Origin of the sequence: Pseudoclavibacter helvolus (assembly GCF_014191305.1) — a bacterium.
In the GTDB taxonomy this organism is placed as follows: domain Bacteria; phylum Actinomycetota; class Actinomycetes; order Actinomycetales; family Microbacteriaceae; genus Pseudoclavibacter; species Pseudoclavibacter helvolus.
This window is the reverse complement of the sequence record NZ_JACHWJ010000004.1, coordinates 211,249-232,275: the sequence shown is the minus strand read 5'-3', so window position 1 is coordinate 232,275 and position 21,027 is coordinate 211,249. Positions and strand designations below refer to the sequence as shown.

16 protein-coding genes are annotated in these 21,027 nt (G+C 67.3%); 10 read left to right on the top strand and 6 right to left on the bottom strand.

Annotation, left to right across the window (positions count from 1 at the left end; translation table 11 throughout):
• Positions 1–15 precede the first annotated feature (15 nt).
• Positions 16–708: a pentapeptide repeat-containing protein gene (locus tag FHX72_RS13305; RefSeq protein ID WP_068479401.1), complete on the top strand. Its 693-nt coding sequence runs from the start codon at positions 16–18 to the stop codon at positions 706–708.
• A complete protein-coding gene (locus FHX72_RS13300) occupies positions 695–1,468 on the top strand; it encodes a DNA-formamidopyrimidine glycosylase family protein (RefSeq protein ID WP_183625778.1) in 774 nt (257 codons plus the stop codon). Before FHX72_RS13305 ends, FHX72_RS13300 begins: the two co-directional genes overlap by 14 nt.
• A 128-nt stretch (positions 1,469–1,596) precedes the next feature.
• Here the strand turns inward: FHX72_RS13300 and FHX72_RS13295 are convergent, their stop codons facing one another.
• From FHX72_RS13295 to FHX72_RS13285, 3 genes are all read right to left on the bottom strand, one after another.
• Complete coding sequence (locus FHX72_RS13295) at positions 1,597–2,676, bottom strand: hypothetical protein (RefSeq protein ID WP_183625776.1); 1,080 nt, start codon at positions 2,674–2,676, stop codon at positions 1,597–1,599.
• A 277-nt stretch (positions 2,677–2,953) separates the two neighbouring features.
• A complete protein-coding gene (locus tag FHX72_RS13290) occupies positions 2,954–4,423 on the bottom strand; it encodes an NAD-dependent succinate-semialdehyde dehydrogenase (protein WP_068479407.1) in 1,470 nt (489 codons plus the stop codon).
• 155 nt (positions 4,424–4,578) lie between these two features.
• A complete protein-coding gene (locus FHX72_RS13285) occupies positions 4,579–5,613 on the bottom strand; it encodes an LLM class flavin-dependent oxidoreductase (protein WP_068479409.1) in 1,035 nt (344 codons plus the stop codon).
• Between the two features lie 394 nt (positions 5,614–6,007).
• Between FHX72_RS13285 and FHX72_RS13280 the strand changes: the two genes are divergently transcribed.
• Positions 6,008–6,664 (top strand): GntR family transcriptional regulator, encoded by a 657-nt coding sequence (locus FHX72_RS13280; protein ID WP_338110136.1) that lies wholly within the window; start codon positions 6,008–6,010, stop codon positions 6,662–6,664.
• A 135-nt stretch (positions 6,665–6,799) separates the two neighbouring features.
• Positions 6,800–9,205 carry a PhoX family protein gene (locus FHX72_RS13275; RefSeq protein ID WP_183625772.1) on the top strand — a complete coding sequence of 802 codons (2,406 nt, stop codon included), beginning with the start codon at positions 6,800–6,802 and terminating at the stop codon, positions 9,203–9,205.
• Positions 9,206–9,235: 30 nt separating this feature from the next.
• Here the strand turns inward: FHX72_RS13275 and FHX72_RS13270 are convergent, their stop codons facing one another.
• A complete protein-coding gene (locus tag FHX72_RS13270) occupies positions 9,236–10,186 on the bottom strand; it encodes an NAD(P)/FAD-dependent oxidoreductase (protein ID WP_068492340.1) in 951 nt (316 codons plus the stop codon).
• A gap of 58 nt (positions 10,187–10,244) precedes the next feature.
• On the opposite strand from FHX72_RS13270, the gene FHX72_RS13265 reads away from it, so the two are divergent.
• The 3 genes from FHX72_RS13265 (at position 10,245) to FHX72_RS13255 (ending at position 14,363) form a co-directional block, all read left to right on the top strand.
• A complete protein-coding gene (locus FHX72_RS13265; protein WP_183625770.1) occupies positions 10,245–10,901 on the top strand; it encodes a helix-turn-helix domain-containing protein in 657 nt (218 codons plus the stop codon).
• 166 nt (positions 10,902–11,067) lie between these two features.
• The gene (locus FHX72_RS13260) at positions 11,068–11,865 is read left to right on the top strand and encodes an HAD family hydrolase (protein WP_068492338.1); all 798 of its coding nucleotides are present in this window, start codon (positions 11,068–11,070) and stop codon (positions 11,863–11,865) included.
• A complete protein-coding gene (locus FHX72_RS13255; RefSeq protein ID WP_183625768.1) occupies positions 11,862–14,363 on the top strand; it encodes a glycoside hydrolase family 65 protein in 2,502 nt (833 codons plus the stop codon). The genes FHX72_RS13260 and FHX72_RS13255 overlap by 4 nt, the downstream gene beginning before the upstream one ends.
• A 564-nt stretch (positions 14,364–14,927) precedes the next feature.
• Here the strand turns inward: FHX72_RS13255 and FHX72_RS13250 are convergent.
• Positions 14,928–15,770, bottom strand: coding sequence for a CPBP family intramembrane glutamic endopeptidase (locus FHX72_RS13250; protein ID WP_082775235.1), 843 nt, complete (start codon positions 15,768–15,770; stop codon positions 14,928–14,930).
• Positions 15,771–16,254: 484 nt separating this feature from the next.
• Between FHX72_RS13250 and FHX72_RS13245 the strand changes: the two genes are divergently transcribed.
• From FHX72_RS13245 to FHX72_RS13235, 3 genes are read left to right on the top strand one after another with little or no spacing between them, the layout of a single operon-like run.
• On the top strand, positions 16,255–17,523 hold the full coding sequence (locus FHX72_RS13245) for a betaine/proline/choline family ABC transporter ATP-binding protein (protein WP_183625766.1): 1,269 nt from the start codon (positions 16,255–16,257) through the stop codon (positions 17,521–17,523).
• Positions 17,520–18,497: an ABC transporter permease gene (locus FHX72_RS13240; RefSeq protein WP_183625762.1), complete on the top strand. Its 978-nt coding sequence runs from the start codon at positions 17,520–17,522 to the stop codon at positions 18,495–18,497. The genes FHX72_RS13245 and FHX72_RS13240 overlap by 4 nt, the downstream gene beginning before the upstream one ends.
• A gap of 43 nt (positions 18,498–18,540) precedes the next feature.
• The gene (locus tag FHX72_RS13235) at positions 18,541–19,437 is read left to right on the top strand and encodes a glycine betaine ABC transporter substrate-binding protein (RefSeq protein ID WP_183625760.1); all 897 of its coding nucleotides are present in this window, start codon (positions 18,541–18,543) and stop codon (positions 19,435–19,437) included.
• Positions 19,438–19,509: 72 nt separating this feature from the next.
• Here the strand turns inward: FHX72_RS13235 and FHX72_RS13230 are convergent, their stop codons facing one another.
• On the bottom strand, positions 19,510–20,940 hold the full coding sequence (locus FHX72_RS13230) for a cation:proton antiporter (RefSeq protein ID WP_244964284.1): 1,431 nt from the start codon (positions 20,938–20,940) through the stop codon (positions 19,510–19,512).
• Positions 20,941–21,027: the final 87 nt, after the last annotated feature.

The window sequence follows — 21,027 nt, the reverse complement described above, 5'->3', positions numbered from 1 at the left end:
ACGGAAGGCAACGCATTGGCAGCAGCACGTGGACGGCGAAGCAACAGGGCCGGCGGTACCGAGGCGAGGATCGAGGCGCCGTTCCTGCCGGAGCTGGACGAGGCCCGGGCCGTGGAGTTCGCGACGGCCCGCGTCCACGAGCTGCAGCACTTCACCGACGTGCGCGGCGAGGAGATCGATGCCGCTGGCGTGACCTTCTCCGAATGCCGCATCGAGGGCCTCACCGCCCGCAGACTCCTGCTCCACTCGGGGCGCGTGAGCGAGTGCGTGCTCGAGCGCGTCGAAGTGCCCGTCGTCGAGGGGCAGCGCCAGTCGTTCAGGTCCGTCAGCTGGACGGCATCTCGGCTCGGCTCCGCAGACCTGCACGAGTCCGACTTCCAGAACGTCGAGTTCCGCGACAACCGCCTCGGCTACGTCAACCTGCGCGGCGCGACGCTCACCGACGTGCGGTTCGCGGACTGCGCCTTCGACGAGATCGACCTCGGCGGCGCGACGGCCAAGCGCGTGGCGTTCACGGAGAGCCGCACCGGCATCCTCGATCTCACGGGCGCACGCCTCGAGCACGTCGACCTGCGGGGCCTCGAGTTCTCGACCATCACGGGACTCGAAGGGCTCCGCGGCGTCACGGTCACGCCGTCACAGCTCGATGCGCTTGCTCCGCACCTCGCCGCGCACCTGGGCATCGAGGTGCGTGATGCCGGAAGGTGACACCGTCTATCGCGCGGCAACGCGACTGAGCCGCGCACTCGCGGGCCGGGAGCTGACGCGATTCGAACTGCGCGTGCCGAAATACGCCGCGCTCGACCTCGCCGGCCTCACGGTTGACGAGGTCGTGCCCCGCGGGAAGCACATCCTGACCCGCATCGGCGAGCACACGCTGCACACTCACCTCGGCATGGATGGCAGCTGGCAGCTCGTCCTCGTCGGCGGCAGATGGCCGCGGCCCGACTACCTCGCGAGGGCAGTGCTCGGCACGGCGGCCGGCACCGCCGTCGGGTTCGAGCTCCCCGTCGTGGAGATGCTGGCCCGCGAGGACGAAGAGGATGCCGTTGGCCACCTCGGCCCCGACCTGCTCGGCGCCAGCTGGGATTCGAAGCTTGCCGTCGCAAATCTGCGCCGCGACCCGGGTGCCGAACTCGCGGGCGCACTTCTCGAGCAGCGCAACCTCGCGGGTCTCGGCAACGTGTACGTGACCGAGCTTCTTTTTCTGCGCGGCCTGCATCCGCACACCCCCGTCTCCGGGGCAGGCAACCTCGACCGCCTGGTCGACCTCGCCCACAAGCTCATAGTCGCGAACCGCGACCGCGTCGAGCGCACGACCACCGGCGACCTGCGACCAGGCAAGCGCACGTACGTCTACGGCAGGTACGGCAAGCCGTGTCTGCGCTGCGGGACTCGCATCCAGCGCGGCCTCCAGGGCCGGGAGCGCGTCGCCGCCTGGTGCCCCAGTTGCCAGCCCTCGCCGTGACCGCCCCGTCCCCGCTCCCGACCCGCCCCGCTCCCGACCCGCCCCGCTCTCGCTGCAAAGTTGTGGGAACTTGCCTCTCCGCCGAACGCTGACGACGCTTTGCCACAACGCTGTTCCCCGGGCGCACGTCATTCGGCAAGCCGCTCCGCCCGGAGTCGGTGCGCGTAAGACGTGAACGCCTCCAAACTGGTGGCCGGCTCCAGATCGGCCACCGTGAGGCGGACGTGACTCCAGCGCTCACCCTGGATCTCGCGACTGCGCGTGACATCAAGACGCCACTGGCGCTTGTCCTTCCGATGGCCGTCCCCGTCGTACTCGTACGCGATGCGTGCGCGCAGATCCGCGAGATCAAGGCGAGCAATCTTGCGCACCCCCGACATGAGCCGGAAGTTCACCGCAGGCTCCGGATAGCCGGACTCCACGAGCACCAGACGTGTCATCGTCTCCCACGGCGATTCGACGCCATCCCGAAGCAGACCAGTGGCCGCTCGCAGGCGCGCAGCCCCCGCGCATCCCGCCCACGCGTCGACTGCCGAAACCAGCCGCTCCCTGCTCGTGAGCGCCCACGGCAGCGTGCGGCCAGGATAGTTGCCTGCTTCGGAGACCAGCGCGTCGCCCAACTGCACGAGTTCGTGCACGCTCAGATCGCGCGCCAGCAGACAGTACAGGAGCTCAGGTGACGCGATGCTGGCTCCTCGCAAGGCCTGGACGCTCCAGAACCGCGCCGGAACGGATCGTGCCGAGACGCCCCTCGCCCGCGGCGGATTTCGCCCCTTCGGCACGATGACATGCACCCTCGTGTCCCGAAGCAGACGGAGCGGCAGCGGGAGGCCACAGAGACGTGCCGCTGAGACACCGCCGAAGGCCTGACCCTCGGACATGATCGGCAGATAGCTGCGGTCGAGGTCTCGCATCCGCTGGGCCAGCGCCTCGAACTCATCGTGGGAACCGTGAGGGCCAAGCAGGTGATCAATCTTTCCCGGGTCGTGCGGCAACTCTGGAACCCGCACACCATGGAAGGGCCTTCCCTCTGTCCGGTTCCTGAGACGTCCGCGGGAGACCCCCGCCGCGCGAGCGTCCGCGACGCTGAACGCGGAGTACCGAAGCTCACTCGGCAACGGGATGCGTGGCTCGCGTCCCGTTGCACGCCCAACATCGTCGCCTCGTCGGCTGCCTTTGCCTGCATCGCGCCCGCCACCTGCATCCATCGCTCGAGGCTAGGAGCGATCCGGGAACCGAGACGAGTGCGCTCACCGGCTGTGGACAACCGCGGCGTTCGTCGCCCGACCCGTCGCGGGGCGCCGCTGCGCGCGGAGCAGAGTTGTGGCGAAGTGCTGCTGCTCCGCACAGGAGCAGCACTCTCTCACAACTCTGCGCCTCGGGATGGGGTGGGGTGGGGCGTCTGGGGCGGAAGACGACGATCCCGCCGTCGGCGCGAGGCCGGCGGCGGGATCAACGGATGCGGGAGTCTTAACTCCGCGCTGCCTACGCGTACGGGTTCGGCGTGAGCGTGTACTTCGTGTACAGGTACTCCTCGATGCCCTCGAAGCCGCCCTCGCGGCCGATGCCGGACATCTTGACGCCGCCGAACGGCGCCGCGGCGTTGGAGAGCACGCCGATGTTGAGGCCCATCATGCCCGTCTCGATGCGGTCAATGAGGCGCTGGCCGCGCTTGAGGTCTTCCGTGAAGACGTAGGAGACGAGGCCGTACTCCGTGTCGTTCGCGAGGCGGATCGCCTCTTCCTCGTCGGAGAACGTCGTGATCGAGAGCACGGGTCCGAAGATCTCCTCGCGGAAGATCTCGCTGGATGCAGGGGTGCGGTTCAGCACGGTCGGCTCGTAGAAGGAGCCGTCGCCCTCGACGCGCTTGCCGCCGTGGAGCAGCTCGGCACCGGCGGCAACCGCGGAGTCGACGAGCGACGCGACCTTGTCGACAGCCTTGTCCTCGACGAGCGGCCCGATGATGACGCCTTCCTCGGTGCCGCGGCCGATCTTGAACGAGGCGACCTTCTGGGTGACGCGGCGCGCGAACTCGTCGGCGACGTCCGTGTGCACGAGGATGCGGTTCGCGGCCGTGCAGGCCTGGCCGATGTTGCGGAACTTCGCCGCGATGACACCCTCGACGGCCTTATCCAGGTCGGCGTCCTCGAAGACGACGAACGGCGCGTTGCCGCCGAGCTCCATCGACGTGCGCAGCACGTTCTTCGTGGCTTCCTTCATGAGGCCCTGGCCGACTCCCGTCGAACCCGTGAACGAGATCTTGCGGAGGCGCGGGTCTGCGATGATCGGCGACGAGACGGCGGCGGTGCTGCGCGTCGTGATGACGTTGACGACGCCCTTGGGCAGGCCGGCCTCTTCGAGGATCTTCACGAAGTAGAGGGTCGTGAGGGGCGTGAGGGATGCGGGCTTCACGACCGAGGTGCAGCCGGCGGCGATCGCCGGAGCGATCTTGCGCGTCGCCATGGCGAGCGGGAAGTTCCAGGGGGTGATGAGGAAGGCGGGGCCGACCGGGTGCTTCGAGACGATCATGCGTCCCGTACCTTCCGGCTGCGTGCCGTAGCGGCCGTGCACACGCACGGCCTCTTCGCTGAACCAGCGGAGGAACTCGCCGCCGTAGGTGACCTCGCCCTGTGCCTCGGCGAGCGGCTTGCCCATCTCGAGGGTCATGATGAGCGCCATCTCGTCGCGGCGCTCCTGAAGGATGTCGAAGGCGCGGCGGAGGATCTCGCCACGCTCGCGCGGTGCCATGCGTGCAAAGTCCTCTTGCGCTGCCACGGCTGCATCGAGCGCCTGGATTCCCTGCTCAGGGTTCGCGTTCGCGATGTGCTTGAGCGCCTTGCCGGTCGACGGGTCGTTGACCGCGAAGGGCTCGTCAGCTCCGTCGATCCACTCGCCGCCGATGAACAGCTGGCCAGGGACCTTCGCAAGCAGTTCCGCTTCGTTGGGATACGTCATTGTGCAAACTCCTCATGTGATGGCGGGGCTCAAGCATGGCTGGCTCGAGTGTGGCGGCTCAAGCCGAGATGATGGCCTCAACGCTACTCGTGCGGGCTGGGCGCTTCACGAACACTTCGCCCAGCCCGGAAGCCTGCGGTCGTGCATCCGCACAACTAGGCGAGCAGGTCCCTCACCATCGGGATGACCTTGGTTCCGTAGAGCTCGATCGCCTTCATGCTGTGCTCGTGGGGGAGCGTGCCGGCGCTGTACTTGAGGTCGAACCGCTGCAGGCCAAGCACCTGCACGGTCGCGGCGATCTTGCGCGCGACAGTCTCCGGTGAGCCGACGTAGAGCGCGCCGCGCTCACCCGTCTCCTGCACGTACTGCTCGTACTGCATGGGCGACCAGCCGCGCTCTTTGCCGATGCGCATCATCATGGTGCGGTAGTTGAGCCAGTGCTCCTCGCGCGCCTGCTCGTCGGTCTCGGCGATGTGGCCGGGCGAGTGCGCCCCGATGGGGCCGTTCGGCTGGCCGAACTGCTCATTCGCCTGGCGGTAGAGGTTCGCGAAAGGCGCGAAGCGCGCTGACTCGCCGCCGATGATCGCGAGCATGAGAGGCATCGAGTACTGGGCGGCGCGCACAACGGACTGGGGTGTTCCCCCGACGGCAGCCCAGGTCCGGAGGCGTCCCTCTTCCAGCTGCGGATGCACGATGACGTCGTTGAGTGCACCTCGCACCGTGCCGTTCCAGCTCACGGGGCCTCCGGCGGCGATCTTCATGAAGAGGTCGAGCTTCTCCTCGAAGAGCACCCCGTAGTCCTGCAGGTTGAGGCCGAAGAGCGGGAACGACTCGGTGAACGAGCCGCGTCCGAGCATGACCTCTGCGCGCCCGTTGGAGATGGCGTCGACCGTCGAAAAGCGCTGGAAGACGCGAACAGGGTCGTCGGAACTGAGCACAGTGACGGCACTGCCGAGGCGGATGCGCTCGGTACGGGCCGCGATCGCCGCCAGCACGGTCTCCGGAGTCGAGATGGCGAAGTCGTCACGGTGGTGCTCGCCCACCGCGAAAGCGTCGACGCCGACCTGCTCCGCGAGCACGCCCTCCTCGACGACATCTCGGATGACCTGTGCGTGGGAGCGAGGCTGCCCGTCGAGGTCGTTGGTCGCGTCGCCGAAGGTGTTGAGGCCGAACTCGATCGTGCCGGTCATGGCAGCTCCATCCATTTCAATGCAATTACATGCACCCTACCCGCCGCGGACCACCGCCCAGTTCTGCGCTGAGCGCAAGAAAAGCGCCGCCCCGGGGGAACACGGCATCCCCGAGGCGGCGCGGCTTGTGGTCGACTGCGATGCGGCGCGACGTGGAGGTCGGGGGCGGCTATCTATGCAATCGAATGAAGTTCGATGATGATGCCAAGAAACACCCGGGCACGTCAACTCAGACGGGCCTCGCCTGGCCGCCGACCCGGATAGGCACAAGTCGAGCAAATCGAGATTCTGATTCTGTCCAGTTCTTTTTGCACACTGATCAGCAATCTTTGCCGCCAACGTATATGGTCACTCTTACCCCCGGCAAAGTAGCGAGAGGTGGATCATGGCAAGCGTGGCGGAGAGCCTGGACTCCCTTTCCCTCGGCAAGGCGCGGCTCGCATACGACTACATCAACGAGCGCATCTCAGACGGCACGTTCGCGCCGGGTCATCGCCTTGTGCTCGGCTCGATCGCCAGCCAGATCGGCGTGAGCACCGTCCCCGTGCGCGAAGCGGTCAGAATGCTCGAGGCTGAAGGGGTCGTGACCTTCGAGCGCAACGTTGGAGCGCAGGTGGCCGGCCTCGACCCCGCGCTGTACTCACACGCCATGGAGTCGCTCGCAGTGATCGAGGGGTACGCCACCGCGAGCGCGGCGCCTCACCTCACGAGCGACGACCTCTGTCAGGCTCGGCACACAAACGGAGAGATGGAGGACGCGCTCCATGACGCCGACTCGGTCAGGTTCATGGAACTGAACGCGCGTTTCCACCACCTGATCTTCCGGAGGAGCCCCAACCCGCACCTCGTCGACCTCGTCGAGCGCACCTGGCGGCGGCTGGGGCAGCTGCAGCACGCCAGGCTCGGGTTCGGCGCAAACAGAGCGCCCGAATACATCGCGGAACACGAGCACCTGATCCACCTCATCGAATCGGGGGCGAGCGCCAGCGTCATCGAGAAGACGGTCCGCGAACACCACCAGACGACACTGCGCTCCTACTTCGGCCTGTAGGGCCTGGCGGTCGCGCCCCGCCAAGCAACGTTAGGGAAGCCTGAGGCGGATTCACCGGGCATTCACCCGGATACCACCGCCCGTTTTCTGCGCGCTGTTTGCCTTCTTCGCGTCCCCCGACGAAGGAGCTTCACCATGACCGATGTCTCGCGCCGCACATTCCTCCCAATGCTGGGGCACACGAAAGGCAAGCGCAGCCCGGTGACGTGCGCGCTCAAGTGCGCCAACGCCTGCACGGGCGAGGTCTGCAACACCTCGTCGAACTCCTACTTCCGCGACATCGTCTCCGCGCAGCTCTCGCGCCGCACCATGCTCGGGGCGAGCGCGGGCCTCGCTGGCGCGATCACGCTCGCCGTCGGCGCCGCCCCGCGGGCGGAGGCCGCACCAAGCGCGTCACCGTTCGGCCCGGCCGCGTCGCCGCTCGATTTCTCGCCCATCTCACCCGTCGACGCCATGTCAGACACGTTCACGGTGCCGGACGGCTACGACTGGCGACCGCTCATCCGCTGGGGCGACCCGCTCTTCTCCGACAGTCCTGCCTTCGACCCGGAGAACCAGACGGAGGCCGCGCAGGCACGCCAGTTCGGCTACAACTGCGACTACACCGACATCCTGCCGCTCGACGGCTCGGCCGGACTGCGTGCCGTGCTGTTCGTCAACCACGAGTACACGAACGAGAACATCATGTTCCCCGCCGCCCAACTCGAGAACGAGAAGGACCGGGTCCGGGCCGTCGGACGCGCCGCCCACGGCCTATCCGTCGTGGAACTCGAGCGCACGTCTAGCGAGCACCCCTGGAGCTACGTCGTGGGAGCTGCGCGCAACCGTCGCTTCCTCCTCAACACGGTCTACGAGATGACGGGACCCGCGGCGGGCTCGCCGCTCCTCACGACCGTCGAGGACCCCACGGGACGGTGGGTCAAGGGCACGCTCGGCAACTGCGCCGGCGGCACAACCCCATGGGGCACGATTCTCTCTGGCGAGGAGAACTTCAACGGGTACTTCCGCGCCCAGGGCACCTCCGGGGAAGAACAGCGATACGGACTCGCCGACAGCGAAACCGTGCGCGGCTGGGAACTGGATGCGCCCCGCTTCGACACGAGGAACGCTGGCTACGAGAACGAAGCCAACCGCTTCGGCTGGATCATCGAGATCGACCCACTCGACCCCGCGAGCACACCCAAGAAGCACTCGATGCTCGGCCGCCTCAAGCACGAGGGTGCCAACATCTCCATCGCCGCGAACGGCAAGGTCGTGGCGTACACGGGCGACGACGAGCGCTTCGACTACCTCTACAAGTTCGTCTCGCGCGACTCCTACATCGAGGGGAACCGCGCCCACAACATGACGCTGCTGGCCAACGGCGACCTCTACGTGGCGCAGTTCGCCGGCAACTCCCCAGCCTCCGAGATCCCCGGTTCGGGGGTGCTCCCGAGCGACGAAGCCTTCGACGGCACCGGGACCTGGCTGCCGCTCGTCGTTGACGGGGCATCCCAGATCTCTGGAATGTCGATCGACCAGGTGCTGGTGCACACGCGCCTCGCCGCCGACCTGGCCGGTGCCACCAAGATGGATCGCTGCGAGGACGTCGAGCCGAACCCCTTCACCGGCAAGGTCTACGTCGCCTGCACAAACAACACGAACCGCGGCACCCCTGGCCGCGCGGGCGCCGACGAGGCCAACCCTCGCGCCGAAAACCGCGACGGACACGTCGTCGAGATCGCCGAGGCAGGCGGCGACCAGACAGCAACGAGCTTCACCTGGAACCTGCTGCTGCTCTGCGGCGACCCTGCCACGAATTCGTCCGCCTACTTCGCGGGGTTCCCCGCCGCGCAGGTGTCACCCATCTCGTGCCCGGACAACCTGGCCTTCGACTCCGTCGGCAACCTGTGGATCTCGACAGACGGCGCCCCGAGCACGATCGGCTACAACGACGGACTGTTCCGCGTCACACTCGAGGGCCCGAACCGCGGCAACGTCGAGCAGTTCCTCGCCGTCCCTCGCGAGAGCGAGACGTGCGGCCCAGTCATCCACGACGCGGAACGCCACGTGTTCGTCGCCGTGCAGCATCCCGGCGAAGACGGCTCGTTCGAGACCCAGAACTCCTTCTTCCCTGACTTCGTCGCTGCCGGCGCACAGGCACCGGCAGGTGCGTTCGCGGGGCCGCGACCGACGATTGTGCAGGTACTCCCCAAGGAGCAGCTCGTAGAGGTGCCGGTCACACCGACCCCCACCGTCTCCCCCACTGCGACACCAGCGCCGACCTCGGCACCGCCCCTCACTCCGACCGCGACCCCCACTGGCACGCCGGGAGCGACGAGCACAACGACACCGAGCGCCTCCGCACCGGGTTGGGCAACGTCGTCGCCGACCCCGACGACGGCGCCAGACGGACTCGCGTCCACGGGCGGCGAGCTGCTCGCACCAACCATCGGCGGCGCCGCCGTGCTCGCCGTGGGAGCGATCGCGACGGCCGCGGCCATCCGCAAGCGCGGCGAACGCACAGCAGAAGCCGGGGAGGGCGACAGCGAGTCGCTCTAGGCGCTACCGGTACTCGCGGGTGGGTCGTGGCTACTGCTGCGCCCCGCCCGTGGTCGCAGCCGCGATCTCGTCCATGAGGAGCGCAAACGCGACGTCACCCCCGGCCGCTGCACCCTGCCCGATCGAGACGGGCACGTTGGCGCGCGCGTCTCCTGCGTTCCCGACGACCCAGACGCGCGCATCCGGATGCTCGGGGCCGCGAACCTCAACAGCCTCGAGCATCCCGGTCAGCGGGACGAAGTCTGGGTTGGTGAAGATCGCCTCGAGTTCGAGCTCCGTTCCGTTCGCAAGGCGCACACCACGCACGCGCCCGTCCTCGCTCGAGAGGACCTCGTCGACCCCAGATCGCTCGACGCGGATCCCCCGCGCCGCGAGGGCGCGCGCCTCAGCCTCGCCGAGCGTGAACGAGCCGTTAACCAGCAGAACGAGGTCGGCGCTCCACTGGCGCAGCAGGTGCGCCTTCATGTCGGAGTGGTCGCCGGTCGCCAGCACGGCGATGGGTCGGTCACGATGCTCGTAGCCGTCGCAGAATGGGCAGGCGTACACGCCACGACCCCAGAGGGCGCGAAGGCCTGGCACGTTCGGGAGCTCGTCGCGCAACCCGGTCGCAACGACCACGGTGCGGGCCCGGAAGACTCGGCCGTCCTTCGTGGCGATTCGCACGCGGGTTCCGTCGTCCGCGGCGACCGGCGTCACGGTCGTCACCTCGGCGTCGTCGAAGATCCCCTCGTGGGCCTCCACCTCGGCCCGTCCGATGCGACGCAGCTCTCCCGGCGCGAGCCCCTCGTGACCGAGGACACCGTGCATGTGGTCGGTGAAGCGATTGCGGGGCACCCCGTGGTCGAGCACCAGAACCCGCCGCCGGCCTCTCGTGAGCATGAGGGCGGCGCTCAGGCCGGCAGGCCCAGCGCCGATCACGATCGTGTCCCAGAGCTGAGTGTCGGTATCTGCCGCCAGCTGCGGCGCATCCAGTTGTGTCATGCGTCGAGTCTCGGTCGCAGGTCTCGTTTTCCGCAAACAGATTTGCTATCTTCGCAACATGACGGATGCGCGACACACGAACCAGGAGCACGGCCACGGCCACCCAGCTGGGCCGGATGTGACCGAGGACCAGACGGTCGGCATCACCGAGGCGCTCAGCCGAGTCGCGCCCCGCCTCCGCGAGATCAGGCAGGCAAGAGGCATGACGCTCAGCGAAGTCGCCAACGAGACGAACCTCAGCGTCAGCACGCTCTCGCGCCTCGAATCCGGCGGGCGGCGACCGTCCCTCGACGTGCTCCTGCCCCTCGCACGGTGCTACCGCGTCCCCCTCGACGACCTCGTCGGCGCCCCATCGACGGGCGACCCGCGCATCCACCCCAAGCCGGTGAAGCGCGGCGACCGCGTCTACCTCGCCCTCTCGCGAGCCACCGACGGCATGCAGGCCTTCAAAGTGCTCGTGGCCCCGCAGAAGCCCGCCGACCGCGAGAAACCAGTCACACTCCGCGTTCACGAGGGCACCGAGTGGTGCTACGTGCTAGCAGGCAGGCTCCGCCTCCAGCTCGACGACGAGGTCACGATTCTCCAGCCGGGCGAGGCCGCCGAATTCGACACGACACGCCCGCACTCCATGACAAACGACGGCGAGACGACGCTCGAGATCCTCTCGCTCTTCAGCCGCCAAGCCGAGCGCAGCCACATCCACGAAACCGACTGAACGGATCGTCCGAATATGAGCGCATCCGGCCCCCGGGAACCCCTACGATATTGAACACCGCGCCGGGGATCTGCGGTGTGCATCGAGGGAGGAGCACACCGGTGAATTCTGTCGTGCACCATAGAACGGCGTCACGGCGCCACCCAACGATGCAAGGTTGGATGCAATGATCGCTCCTCGTCTCCGAGACGTGACACAGCTCACCAGTTCCAAAGCCATACTCTTCGATCTCGACGGCGTCATCACGCCCACCGCCGAGGTGCACATGCGCGCCTGGGCGAGACTCTTCACGGACTACCTCGCCCTCAAGGGCGCGGGCCCCGACTACACCGACGACGACTACCTGCGCTACATCGACGGCAAGCCGCGCTACGACGGCGTCCGCTCGTTCCTCGCCTCGCGCGGCATCACGCTCGAGGACGGCACGCCGGAAGATGCACCGGAGCTCGAGACCGTCTGCGGCCTCGGAAACCGCAAGAACGACACCTTCAACGCAGAGCTCGCCGAAACCGGCGTGCAGGCGTACCCGGGGTCGGTCGAGTTCCTGAACGCAGCCGTCGACAGCGGCCTCCGCGTCGCCGTCGTCTCGAGCTCACGCAACGCCGTGCCCGTGCTCACCGCGGCGGGCCTGCTCGACCGGTTCGAGACCGTCGTCGACGGCCTCGTCGCCGCAGAGAACGGCATCGCGGGCAAGCCGGCGCCAGACACGTACCTCTACGCGGCCGAGCTCCTCGGGCTCACGGCCGCCGAGTGCGTCGTCGTCGAAGACGCCCACTCCGGCGTCCAGGCCGGGCGCGACGGCGACTTCGGGCTCGTCATCGGCGTCTCCCGCGAGGCGAGCCACGAAGAGCTCATGTCCTCAGGGGCAGACACGGTCGTCGACGACCTCGCCGAGCTCGTCCCGATCTTCACGAACTCCACCAGCACGGCTGTCAACTCTGACAGCAAGGAAGGCAACGCATGAACCTCTCCACGGAAGACCCGCTGGACCGGAATCGTTTCCCGCTCGACGAGTGGGCGCTTGTCGAGCACGAATTCGACGCCAACTCGCAGGGACTCGTCGAGACGCTCTTCGCGACCGGAAACGGCTACCTCGGTCTCCGCGGCAACCTCGAAGAGAGCCGCGACGGGTACATGTACGGGACCTTCATCAACGGGTTCCACGAGACGTGGCCCATCCGCCACGCTGAGGACGCGTTCGGGTTCGCCCAGGTCGGCCAGACGATCGTCAACGTTCCGGATGCGAAGATCATCCGCCTCTTCGTCGACGACGAGCCGCTCGTCATCGGCGAAGCCGACCTGCTGTCCTACTCGCGCGTTCTGTCGTTCAAGGACGGCGTGCTGACCCGCGAGCTCGATTGGCGCACGCCCTCTGGCAAGCACGTGCGCATCCGCTCGCACCGCCTCGTCTCGTTCACCGACCGCCACTACGTGCTCCTCGACTACGAAGTCGAGATGGTCGACCGCGGAGCATCCATCCTGCTCTCAAGCCAGATCATCAACCGCCAGGACGGCGGCGACGAGTTCCAGCGCGGCAAGAAGGAGACCGAGGTCGCCTTCGACCCCCGCAAGGCTGAGTCGTTTACCGACCGAGTCCTGCAGTCGCGCATCGCGCGCGAAGAGGGCCTGCGCTCGATGCTCGCCTACCGGACGACGCACTCTGGCATGACGATCGCCGTCGCCGCCGACCACGACATCATCACCGACAACGAGTGGGACGCGACGACCCGCGTCGACGCCGACTTCGCGGAGACCGCGTTCCGCGTTCGCGCGGAACCCGGCGTCCCCGTGCGCATCATCAAGCACGTGGCCTACCACACGTCGAGGAGCGTGCCCACGCGTGAGCTCGCCGACCGCGCAGACCGCACGCTCGACCGGATGCGCGAGGTTCCGGTCGAGGACGTCTACACGTGGCAGCGCGAGTGGCTCGACGACTTCTGGGACCGCAGCGACATCGTCATCCACGGCCACCCCGTGTACCAGCAGGCGACCCGCTGGAACCTGTTCCAGCTGGCGCAGGCCACGGCCCGCACCGATGGCGGCGGCGTCGCAGCGAAGGGCGTCTCCGGCTCAGGATACGGCGGCCACTACTTCTGGGACACCGAGGTCTACGTCCTCCCGTTCCTCAGCTACACGGCACCGAACGTGGCCCGCAACGCGCTCCGCTTCCGCCACCAGATGCTCGACGCGGCACGTCAGCGCGCGCACGAGATGAACCAGAAGGGCGCCCTCTTCCCGTGGCGCACCATCAACGGCCTCGAGTCGTCCGCGTACTACGCGGCCGGCACGGCGCAGTACCACATCGACGCCGACATCTCCCACGCGCTCATGCAGTACGTCTCCGCCACGGGCGACGACGAGCTGCTCGCACAGGGCGCTATCGACATCCTCGTCGAGACGGCCCGCCTCTGGGCCGACCTCGGCTTCTGGCGCACGGGTGGCGACGACCACTTCCACATCCACGGCGTCACCGGCCCAGACGAGTACACGACCGTCGTCAACGACAACCTGTACACGAACGTCATGGCCAAGGCGAACCTCCGTGCCGCCTACAACGCGTGCGAGCGTCTCCGCGAGACGGACCCGGCGTCGTTCGAGCGCCTCACGATGCGCCTCCACCTCGCCGAGGAGGAGCTCGTCGAGTGGGCCGCCGCGGCCGAGGCCATGTTCCTGCCATTCGACGACAAGCTCGGCATCCACCCGCAGGACGCCCAGTTCCTCGAGAAGGAGCTGTGGGACCTCGAGAACACGCCGCCGTCGCAGCGCCCGCTGCTGCTGCACTTCCACCCGCTGGTCATCTACCGGTTCCAGGTGCTCAAGCAGGCCGACGTCGTACTCGCGCTGCTCCTCCAGGGCAACGAGTTCACGCCGGAGCAGAAGCGCAAGGACTTCGAGTACTACGACGCACTCACGACGGGCGACTCGTCGCTCTCCGCGGTTGTGCAGTCGATCATCGCGGCAGAGGTCGGCTACGCGGACCTCGCGGAGCACTACTTCTCCACGGCGCTCTTCGTCGACATCGCGAACCTGCACCACAACACGAGCGACGGCATCCACATCGCCTCGACGGGCGGCATCTGGAGTGCGCTCGTCTACGGGTTCGGTGGGATGCGCGACCACGGCGGCAAGATCACGTTCGACCCTCGCCTCCCGGCCGACTGGCCGCACCTCGAGTTCCGCATCACGCTCCGCGGTTCGCGTATCCGCGTGGACCTCGAGCAGGACTCGATGACGTTCACCGCCGAGACCGGCGACGGCGCTGAGGTGTTCGTCCGCGGACGCCGCGTCGCGGTCGCCCCCGGCGAGCCGACCACCGTCAAGCTCGGCGCCGTCGAGGAGCTCGAGGGCTACCCGACGCTGAGCGACATCGAGGGCTCGATCCGCGAGGACGGCTCCGTCATCACGGCGTCGATCCCGACGATCTCGGTCGACCACGCGGTCCTCGACGCCGGCCTCGACTAGCAGCGATCCGCGCATCCCGAACGGCGACGCCGTCTGCACCCGCAGGCGGCGTCGCCGTTTCTGCGCGCCGCGCCGCCCGCCCCGCAGCCCGCCGCGCCGATCGCTGCCCGGCGTTTCGCCCTCTAGCGGGTCGGGCACAGGGGGAAACGCCGGGTACGAAGAGCTTGTGCTGCACGACAGGTTCGGGGAACCCGGCGCCAACGATGAGCAGCCGGAGCTGCGTCTCCTTGGGGGAACTCCGATCCTTGCCTCGACAGCTCGAGCGCGGCGCGAAGCGTCGCTGCTCCCGGCCGACCTCTCCGCTGCCGCGCCACCCGGGTGAGCTCGTCGAGCGAGTGCATCGGGACCAGTGGGCTCCGACCCGGATGATGCTCGTGGAGCAAGGGCCCGCGCCGACACCCGAACGCCGTGGTGCGTGGTGACGAGGTCGCTGGCGTCGAAGTCGCTTCCGTGAGACGTTCAGCGCCAGCCCGGCCGAGACGGCGAACCCTTCGTCAATCGGAAGGCCTTGCGGCAGACGTCGCGGTTTCGGCATGCCGCGAACGTAGACCGGCGGCGCGGCGGCTAGTAGAGGAAGATCGGCAGCCAGGCGGGGTGGTGGGCGTGGACGATCACGAGGAACACGACGAGGTCGAACAGCAGGTGCACGCAGATGACATAGGTGAGTGACTTGGTCTTGGTGAAGATCCAGCCCTGGATGAGCGCAAACGGCAGCGTGAGGAGCGGACCCCACGACTGGTAGCCGAGTTCCCACAGGAACGAGACGAAGACGATCGACTGCAGCGCGTTGGCGACCCAGAACGGGAAGTGCCTGAGGAGCAACGTGAAGACCGTGCAGATGAAGAACAGCTCGTCCCAGATGCCGACGAACCCGACGCCCACGAAGAGGCGCCCGATCTCGGACGCCGTGGAGACCGCTGGCCAGTTCTGGTAGACCCCTGACGTGATGAAGTAGAACGGCAGGATGAGCCAGCCGAGCACAAGCACAAGGCCGAGCCAGAGCTTCTCGAGTCTCGACCACGGGGTCCCGCGACGCAGCGGGAAGCGCACGGCGTGGTCCTTGTAGCCCCACCTTGAGATGGCGTATGGCACGGCGACAGCGAGCGACAGCACGGTGCCCATGACAAAGATGTTGCCCCACGAGATGTCGGCCTTCATCGAGTGCAGGCTGATGATGCCCATGCCGATTCCGATGAGCAGCAGGTCACGGCCGAGGCTCCTGTCGGTAGCGAACCCGAGGGCGATTCCGGCGGCGAGCGGGAGGTAGCCGAGGTTGTTCTCGAAGGCGAACAGGACGGTCGCGCTGCAGACGACGAGCAGGGCGGAGAGGAGGTGCAGGACTTTGACTCTTTCGGATGCACGCTGAGGCGTGCCGGTGACGGGCGGGTTCTGCGCTCGTTCGCTCATTTCCCCATCTTCGCAGGCCAAGTTGGGCGAGCGATTTCTCCTTGCAGGCCGAGTTCCTGGCCGAATTCTCGCCACCGATATAACGCTCCGGTAACTATCGCCGGATGCGCCGCGATCCGCACGAGCGTAGGCGAGACGCTGGGTCGCCGCCTGACAAATACGACGACTTTGGGGGAAAATCAACCCTCTCAGGCGATACCCGGGGAATCCTCCTTGCTAGCGTTGACTCTCGGAGCAATCGCCGCCACACCGGTTCGGCGCCGCGATTCCCCGCGAAAGACCATCCCGGAGCGCTTGATCCGCTGCCTCAGTGAGGCAATCTCGATCGGCAGCGCGCGCCCCGGGGCGAGACCTGCGCCCAATCGAGATTCTGGCGCCGTCCTCGCCAGGTACTCCGCCGCCACCGCGACGACCTCTCCCCCGAGGCTGCGTCGCGATTCGCTGCGATCTTTCGCGTCCGATCCATCTACCGCAGGGAGAACGCGTGAACGACACAGCAGTGTCTGTGAAAGGCCTCACCAAGGTCTTCGGGCGCAAGCCCAAGGAAGCCGCGAAGCGACTGAGCTCCGGAACGCCGAGATCTGAACTCGGCGCCGGAGTCACCGCGGCAGTCGTCGACGCCACGTTCGATGTCAAGCAGGGCGAGATCTTCGTTGTGATGGGCCTCTCCGGCTCCGGCAAGTCCACCCTCATCCGCACCCTCAACGGCCTGCTCGAGCCAACGGCCGGCAGCATCGTCATCCACAGCACCGACCTCGCCACGGCCGACGCCGCCGAGGTTCGCAGCGTGCGCCAGAACCACGTCTCCATGGTGTTCCAGCACTTCGCGCTGTTCCCGCACCGCACGGTGCTCGAGAACGCCGCCTTCGGCCTCGAAGTGCAGGGTGTCCCCCGCGCGGAGCGCCTGGAGCGTGCCCGCAAGGTCCTCGACCGGGTGAGCCTCGGCCAGTGGGCGGATTCGCTGCCCTCCGAGCTGTCCGGCGGCATGCAGCAGCGCGTAGGCATCGCCCGTGCGCTCACGGCCGAGACCGACATCCTGCTCATGGACGAGGCCTTCAGCGCACTTGACCCGCTCATCCGTCGCGAAATGCAGGAAGAGCTCGTCGAACTGCAGGCCGAGCTCGGCAAGACCATCATCTTCATCACGCACGACCTCAACGAGGCGATGTTCCTCGGCGATCGGATCGCCGTGATGCGCGACGGCGCGATCGTGCAGATCGGGACCCCGGAGGAGATCCTCACGGACCCGGCCAACGACTACGTCGCGCAGTTCGTCCAGGATGTTGACCGTGCCCGTGTCCTCACGGCAGGCAGCGTCATGGAGCCCGCACGCGCGGTTGTCCCGCAGAGCGCAGGTCCTCGCGGCGCACTGCGAGTCATGCGCGACACCCAGACCGGTGGGGCGTTCATCACCTCGGCGGGCCGCAAGCTCGAGGGCGCCGTCATCGACCGCCACGTCATGCGCCTCGTGAAGGACAGCCAGCCAGACCTCGCGAGCGCCATCAAGCGCGACATCGCCATGGTCTCTCCCGAGACTCCGCTCTCCGACCTGTTCGAGCTCTCGGTCGACTCGACGCTGCCGATCGCGGTCGTCGACGAGAACCAGCGCCTCCTCGGCGTCGTCCCGCGCGTGACGATCCTCGCGTCGCTCGCGAACGTGCCGAGCACAACAGGACTGCTCCCGACCATCGACCCCGTCACGAGCGTCAGCCCGGCGGACATCGCAGAGACCCTCGAAGGGAGCCACGCATGATCGCGGCCACCGCACTCACGACCCTGCCAGCCACGTTCCGCCTGCCCCTGGGTGAGGGCGCCGAGGCGGTCGTGGACTGGCTGACCAACGCACTCTCCAGCCTGTTCGCGATCATCCGCACGATCTTCCAGGGAATGTACGAAGGCGTCTACTGGGTGCTCGAGACACCACCGTTCTGGGCGATCCTCCTCATCGTCGTCGCCATCGCGTTCTTCGCGAAGGGCTGGAAGCTGGCCGTCGGTAGCCTCATCGGCTTCCTGATCATCGTGGGTGTCAACCAGTGGGAGAACGCCATGGCGACGCTCGCACTTGTACTTGTCGCGAGCCTGTTGGCGATCCTCTTCAGCATCCCGCTCGGCATCTGGGCGGCGAAGTCGGATGCCGCGTCCAGCGCCATCAAGCCGGTGCTCGACTTCATGCAGACGATGCCAGCGTTTGTGTACCTGATTCCGGCGCTCATCCTCTTCCGCGTCGGCGTCGTGCCTGGCATCGTGGCGACCATCATCTTCGCCATGGCGCCAGGCGTGCGCATGACGGAGCTCGGCATCCGTGGCGTCGACAAGGAAGTGGTCGAGGCCGGCCGCGCGTTCGGCGCGACCCCTGGCCGCATCCTGCGCCAGATCCAGCTGCCGCTGGCGATGCCGTCGATCATGGCCGGCGTCAACCAGGTCATCATGCTCGCCCTCTCGATGGTCGTCATCGCCGGCATGGTCGGCGCTGGTGGGCTCGGTGCCGCCGTGGTGCAGAGCCTGAACCGAATCGACGTCGCGCTCGGCTTCGAAGCCGGCATCTCGGTGGTCATCCTCGCGATGTTCCTCGACCGCGTGACGGCCGCCTTCGCGGGCCAGAAGCGCCGCGTGCCCTCGTTCCTGCGCTCGAAGCGCACGAAGCAGCGCGAGGCGGCCGGCGATGTCGAGCAGGTCGACACGAAGTCGACGCCCACTCGGGCTCCGGTCACAGCCGGCACCGCCTGACCTCCAGATCTCCACTCCCCAACTCAGAAACGAAAGGACGCGCATGCGTACCAAGAAACGAATCATCACCGGGATCGCGGCGGCCTCCGCTGCCGCACTCGCCCTCACCGGATGCTCCGGCGACACCGCCGCTGAGACCCTCGAGAACGGCGACCAGGCCGACGTCACGATCGCCGTGTTCAACGGCTGGGACGAGGGCATCGCCGCGTCCGAGCTGTGGAAGGCGATTCTCACGGAGCAGGGCTACAACGTGGAACTCGAGTACGCGGACCCAGCACCCGTGTTCTCCGGCCTCTCAACGGGCGACTACGACGTGACGCTCGACACGTGGCTGCCGATCACGCACTCCGACTTCGTCGACGAGTACGGCGACGACATGGTGGATCTCGGCGCCTGGAATGACGAGGCTTCGCTGACCATCGCCGTCAACGAGGACTCCCCCATCACGTCGCTTGACGAGCTCGCGGGTGCCGCCGATCAGTTCGGCAACACCATCATCGGCATCGAGCCGGGTGCTGGCCTCACGCGCATCACGCAGGACGACGTCATCCCCGGCTACGGCCTCGAGGGACTGAACTACCAGACCTCGTCCACCGCCGCGATGCTCACCGAGCTGCAGACGGCCACGAACAACGGCGAGAACATCGTCGTGACGCTGTGGCGCCCGCACTGGGCCTACGACGCGTTCCCCGTGCGCGACCTCGAGGACCCGAAGGGCCTGCTGGGCGACGCCGAGGGCATCCACTCCTACGGCAAGCTGGACTTCGAGGCGACGCACCCGACGTTCGCGGGCTGGCTGAAGAACTTCAAGATGGACTCCGAGCAGCTTTACTCGCTCGAGAACCTCATGTTCAACGAGAACGACACCGACGACTACGGCCCCATCGTCGAGCAGTGGATCTCCGAGAACCAGGAGTACGTGGACTCGCTCACCGCGTAGGTCCCAAGCCGCATCGAAAGAGGCGGGCTGCTCCTGGAGCAGCCCGCCTCTTGGCGTACGGAATTGTCGACGTCAGGCGATGCGGACCTGCTGCGCCATGCGCGCCATGTCGGTGTCGATGACCATCTGCGCGTACTCGAGCGTCTCTGACGAGTACTGACCGGATGCACGAGCCAGCAGCATCGCACCCTGCTCGGCTTCCAGCATGAGACGGTACAGCTCGCTGCGTTGGGCGAATTCGGATCCGGGCTCGGCCGCGAGGTTCCCGACAAACGAGTTGGCCAGCTCGCGGCGACGCGCGAGCGTGTAGTCAACATACTGCGGGTCGAACGTGTCACCGTCGGCGCTCACGAGCTCCGGGTTCCGCAGCGCGTCTTCGCCCGCCGAGACGATGATGTCTGTGATCGCGGCGACCTCGCGCAGGCGGGCCTCCTCGTCTGGTCCAGGTACGCGCAGCACGCGGATAAACCAGGGCAGCGTCGCGCCCATGCCGAGCAGCGAGACGATCGCGACCGTGAACGCGATGAGGATGAGTTCGGCCCGGAAGGGCACATCGAACGGCAGAGACTGCGCCGCCGCGAGCGTGACCACGCCGCGCATCCCCGACCAGGCCAGCACCGCGCCGCCTCGCCAGCCGAGGCCCTCGCGCGCGAGCGTCTCCCAGTCGGAGCGCTGGTTCTCGATGCGGCGTTGGATGCCGTTTCGGCGCTTCTCGCTCGCCCGCGCCACCATCTCTGGCGAGTACATGTTCGCCAGGAAATCCTCGGCCCTATCGAGCATCCCAACCGCCCGACGCTGCTCGAACCGCAGCGAGATGACCAGCGGGATCATGAAGAGCGCGCGCAGCACCGTGAGGGCCACAACGACAAGCAGGCCGATGCCAACGCCGGCCCACACGTCGAGCCCCTCTTCCTCGACGTTCTCGATGATGCCTGAGATCTGCAGCCCCATGACCAGGAAGACGCCGTTCTCGAGCAGCAACTGGATGGTGCGCCAGTTCATCCGCTCGCTGATGCGGTCCTGAGCGCTGAGGTGACGGGCCGACTTGTAGCCCGTCACGAGTCCTGCCACGACAACGGAGAGCACGCCTGACGCATGGACGGATTCGGCCGGGAGGAACGCGAGGAACGGCACGACAAACGAGATGGCGGTCGTGAGGGTCGGCTGGTTGATGCGTGAACGCGCCCAGACGGTCACGAGGCCGACTGCGACGCCGATGCCGATGGCGGCGAAGGCGACGGCGTCTGGCGGGCTCACCACCGCGCCAAGGGCGATCGCGGCCGCGAGCGGCAAGCCGGGGAGCAGCCACGTGAGCAGGAACCCGACGACCACCGCTGAGATCACGACAAGCACAACCGAGAGGCCAGTAATGGCGCGCAGGTTGCGTCTGAAGTCGGTGACTGGCACGTTCACCGCTGCCGCGTAGAGGATGGGCGGCAGCACCACCGCCAAGATCAGTTCTGGCTCGATCTCGATCTCGGGAAGACCAGGGACGTAGCTCAGGATGACGCCGAGGATGACCAGGAGGATCGGTGCGGCGACGCGATCTTGGTTGCGAGCCAGGTCCCGGAGACGACGAGGAGGACGCCA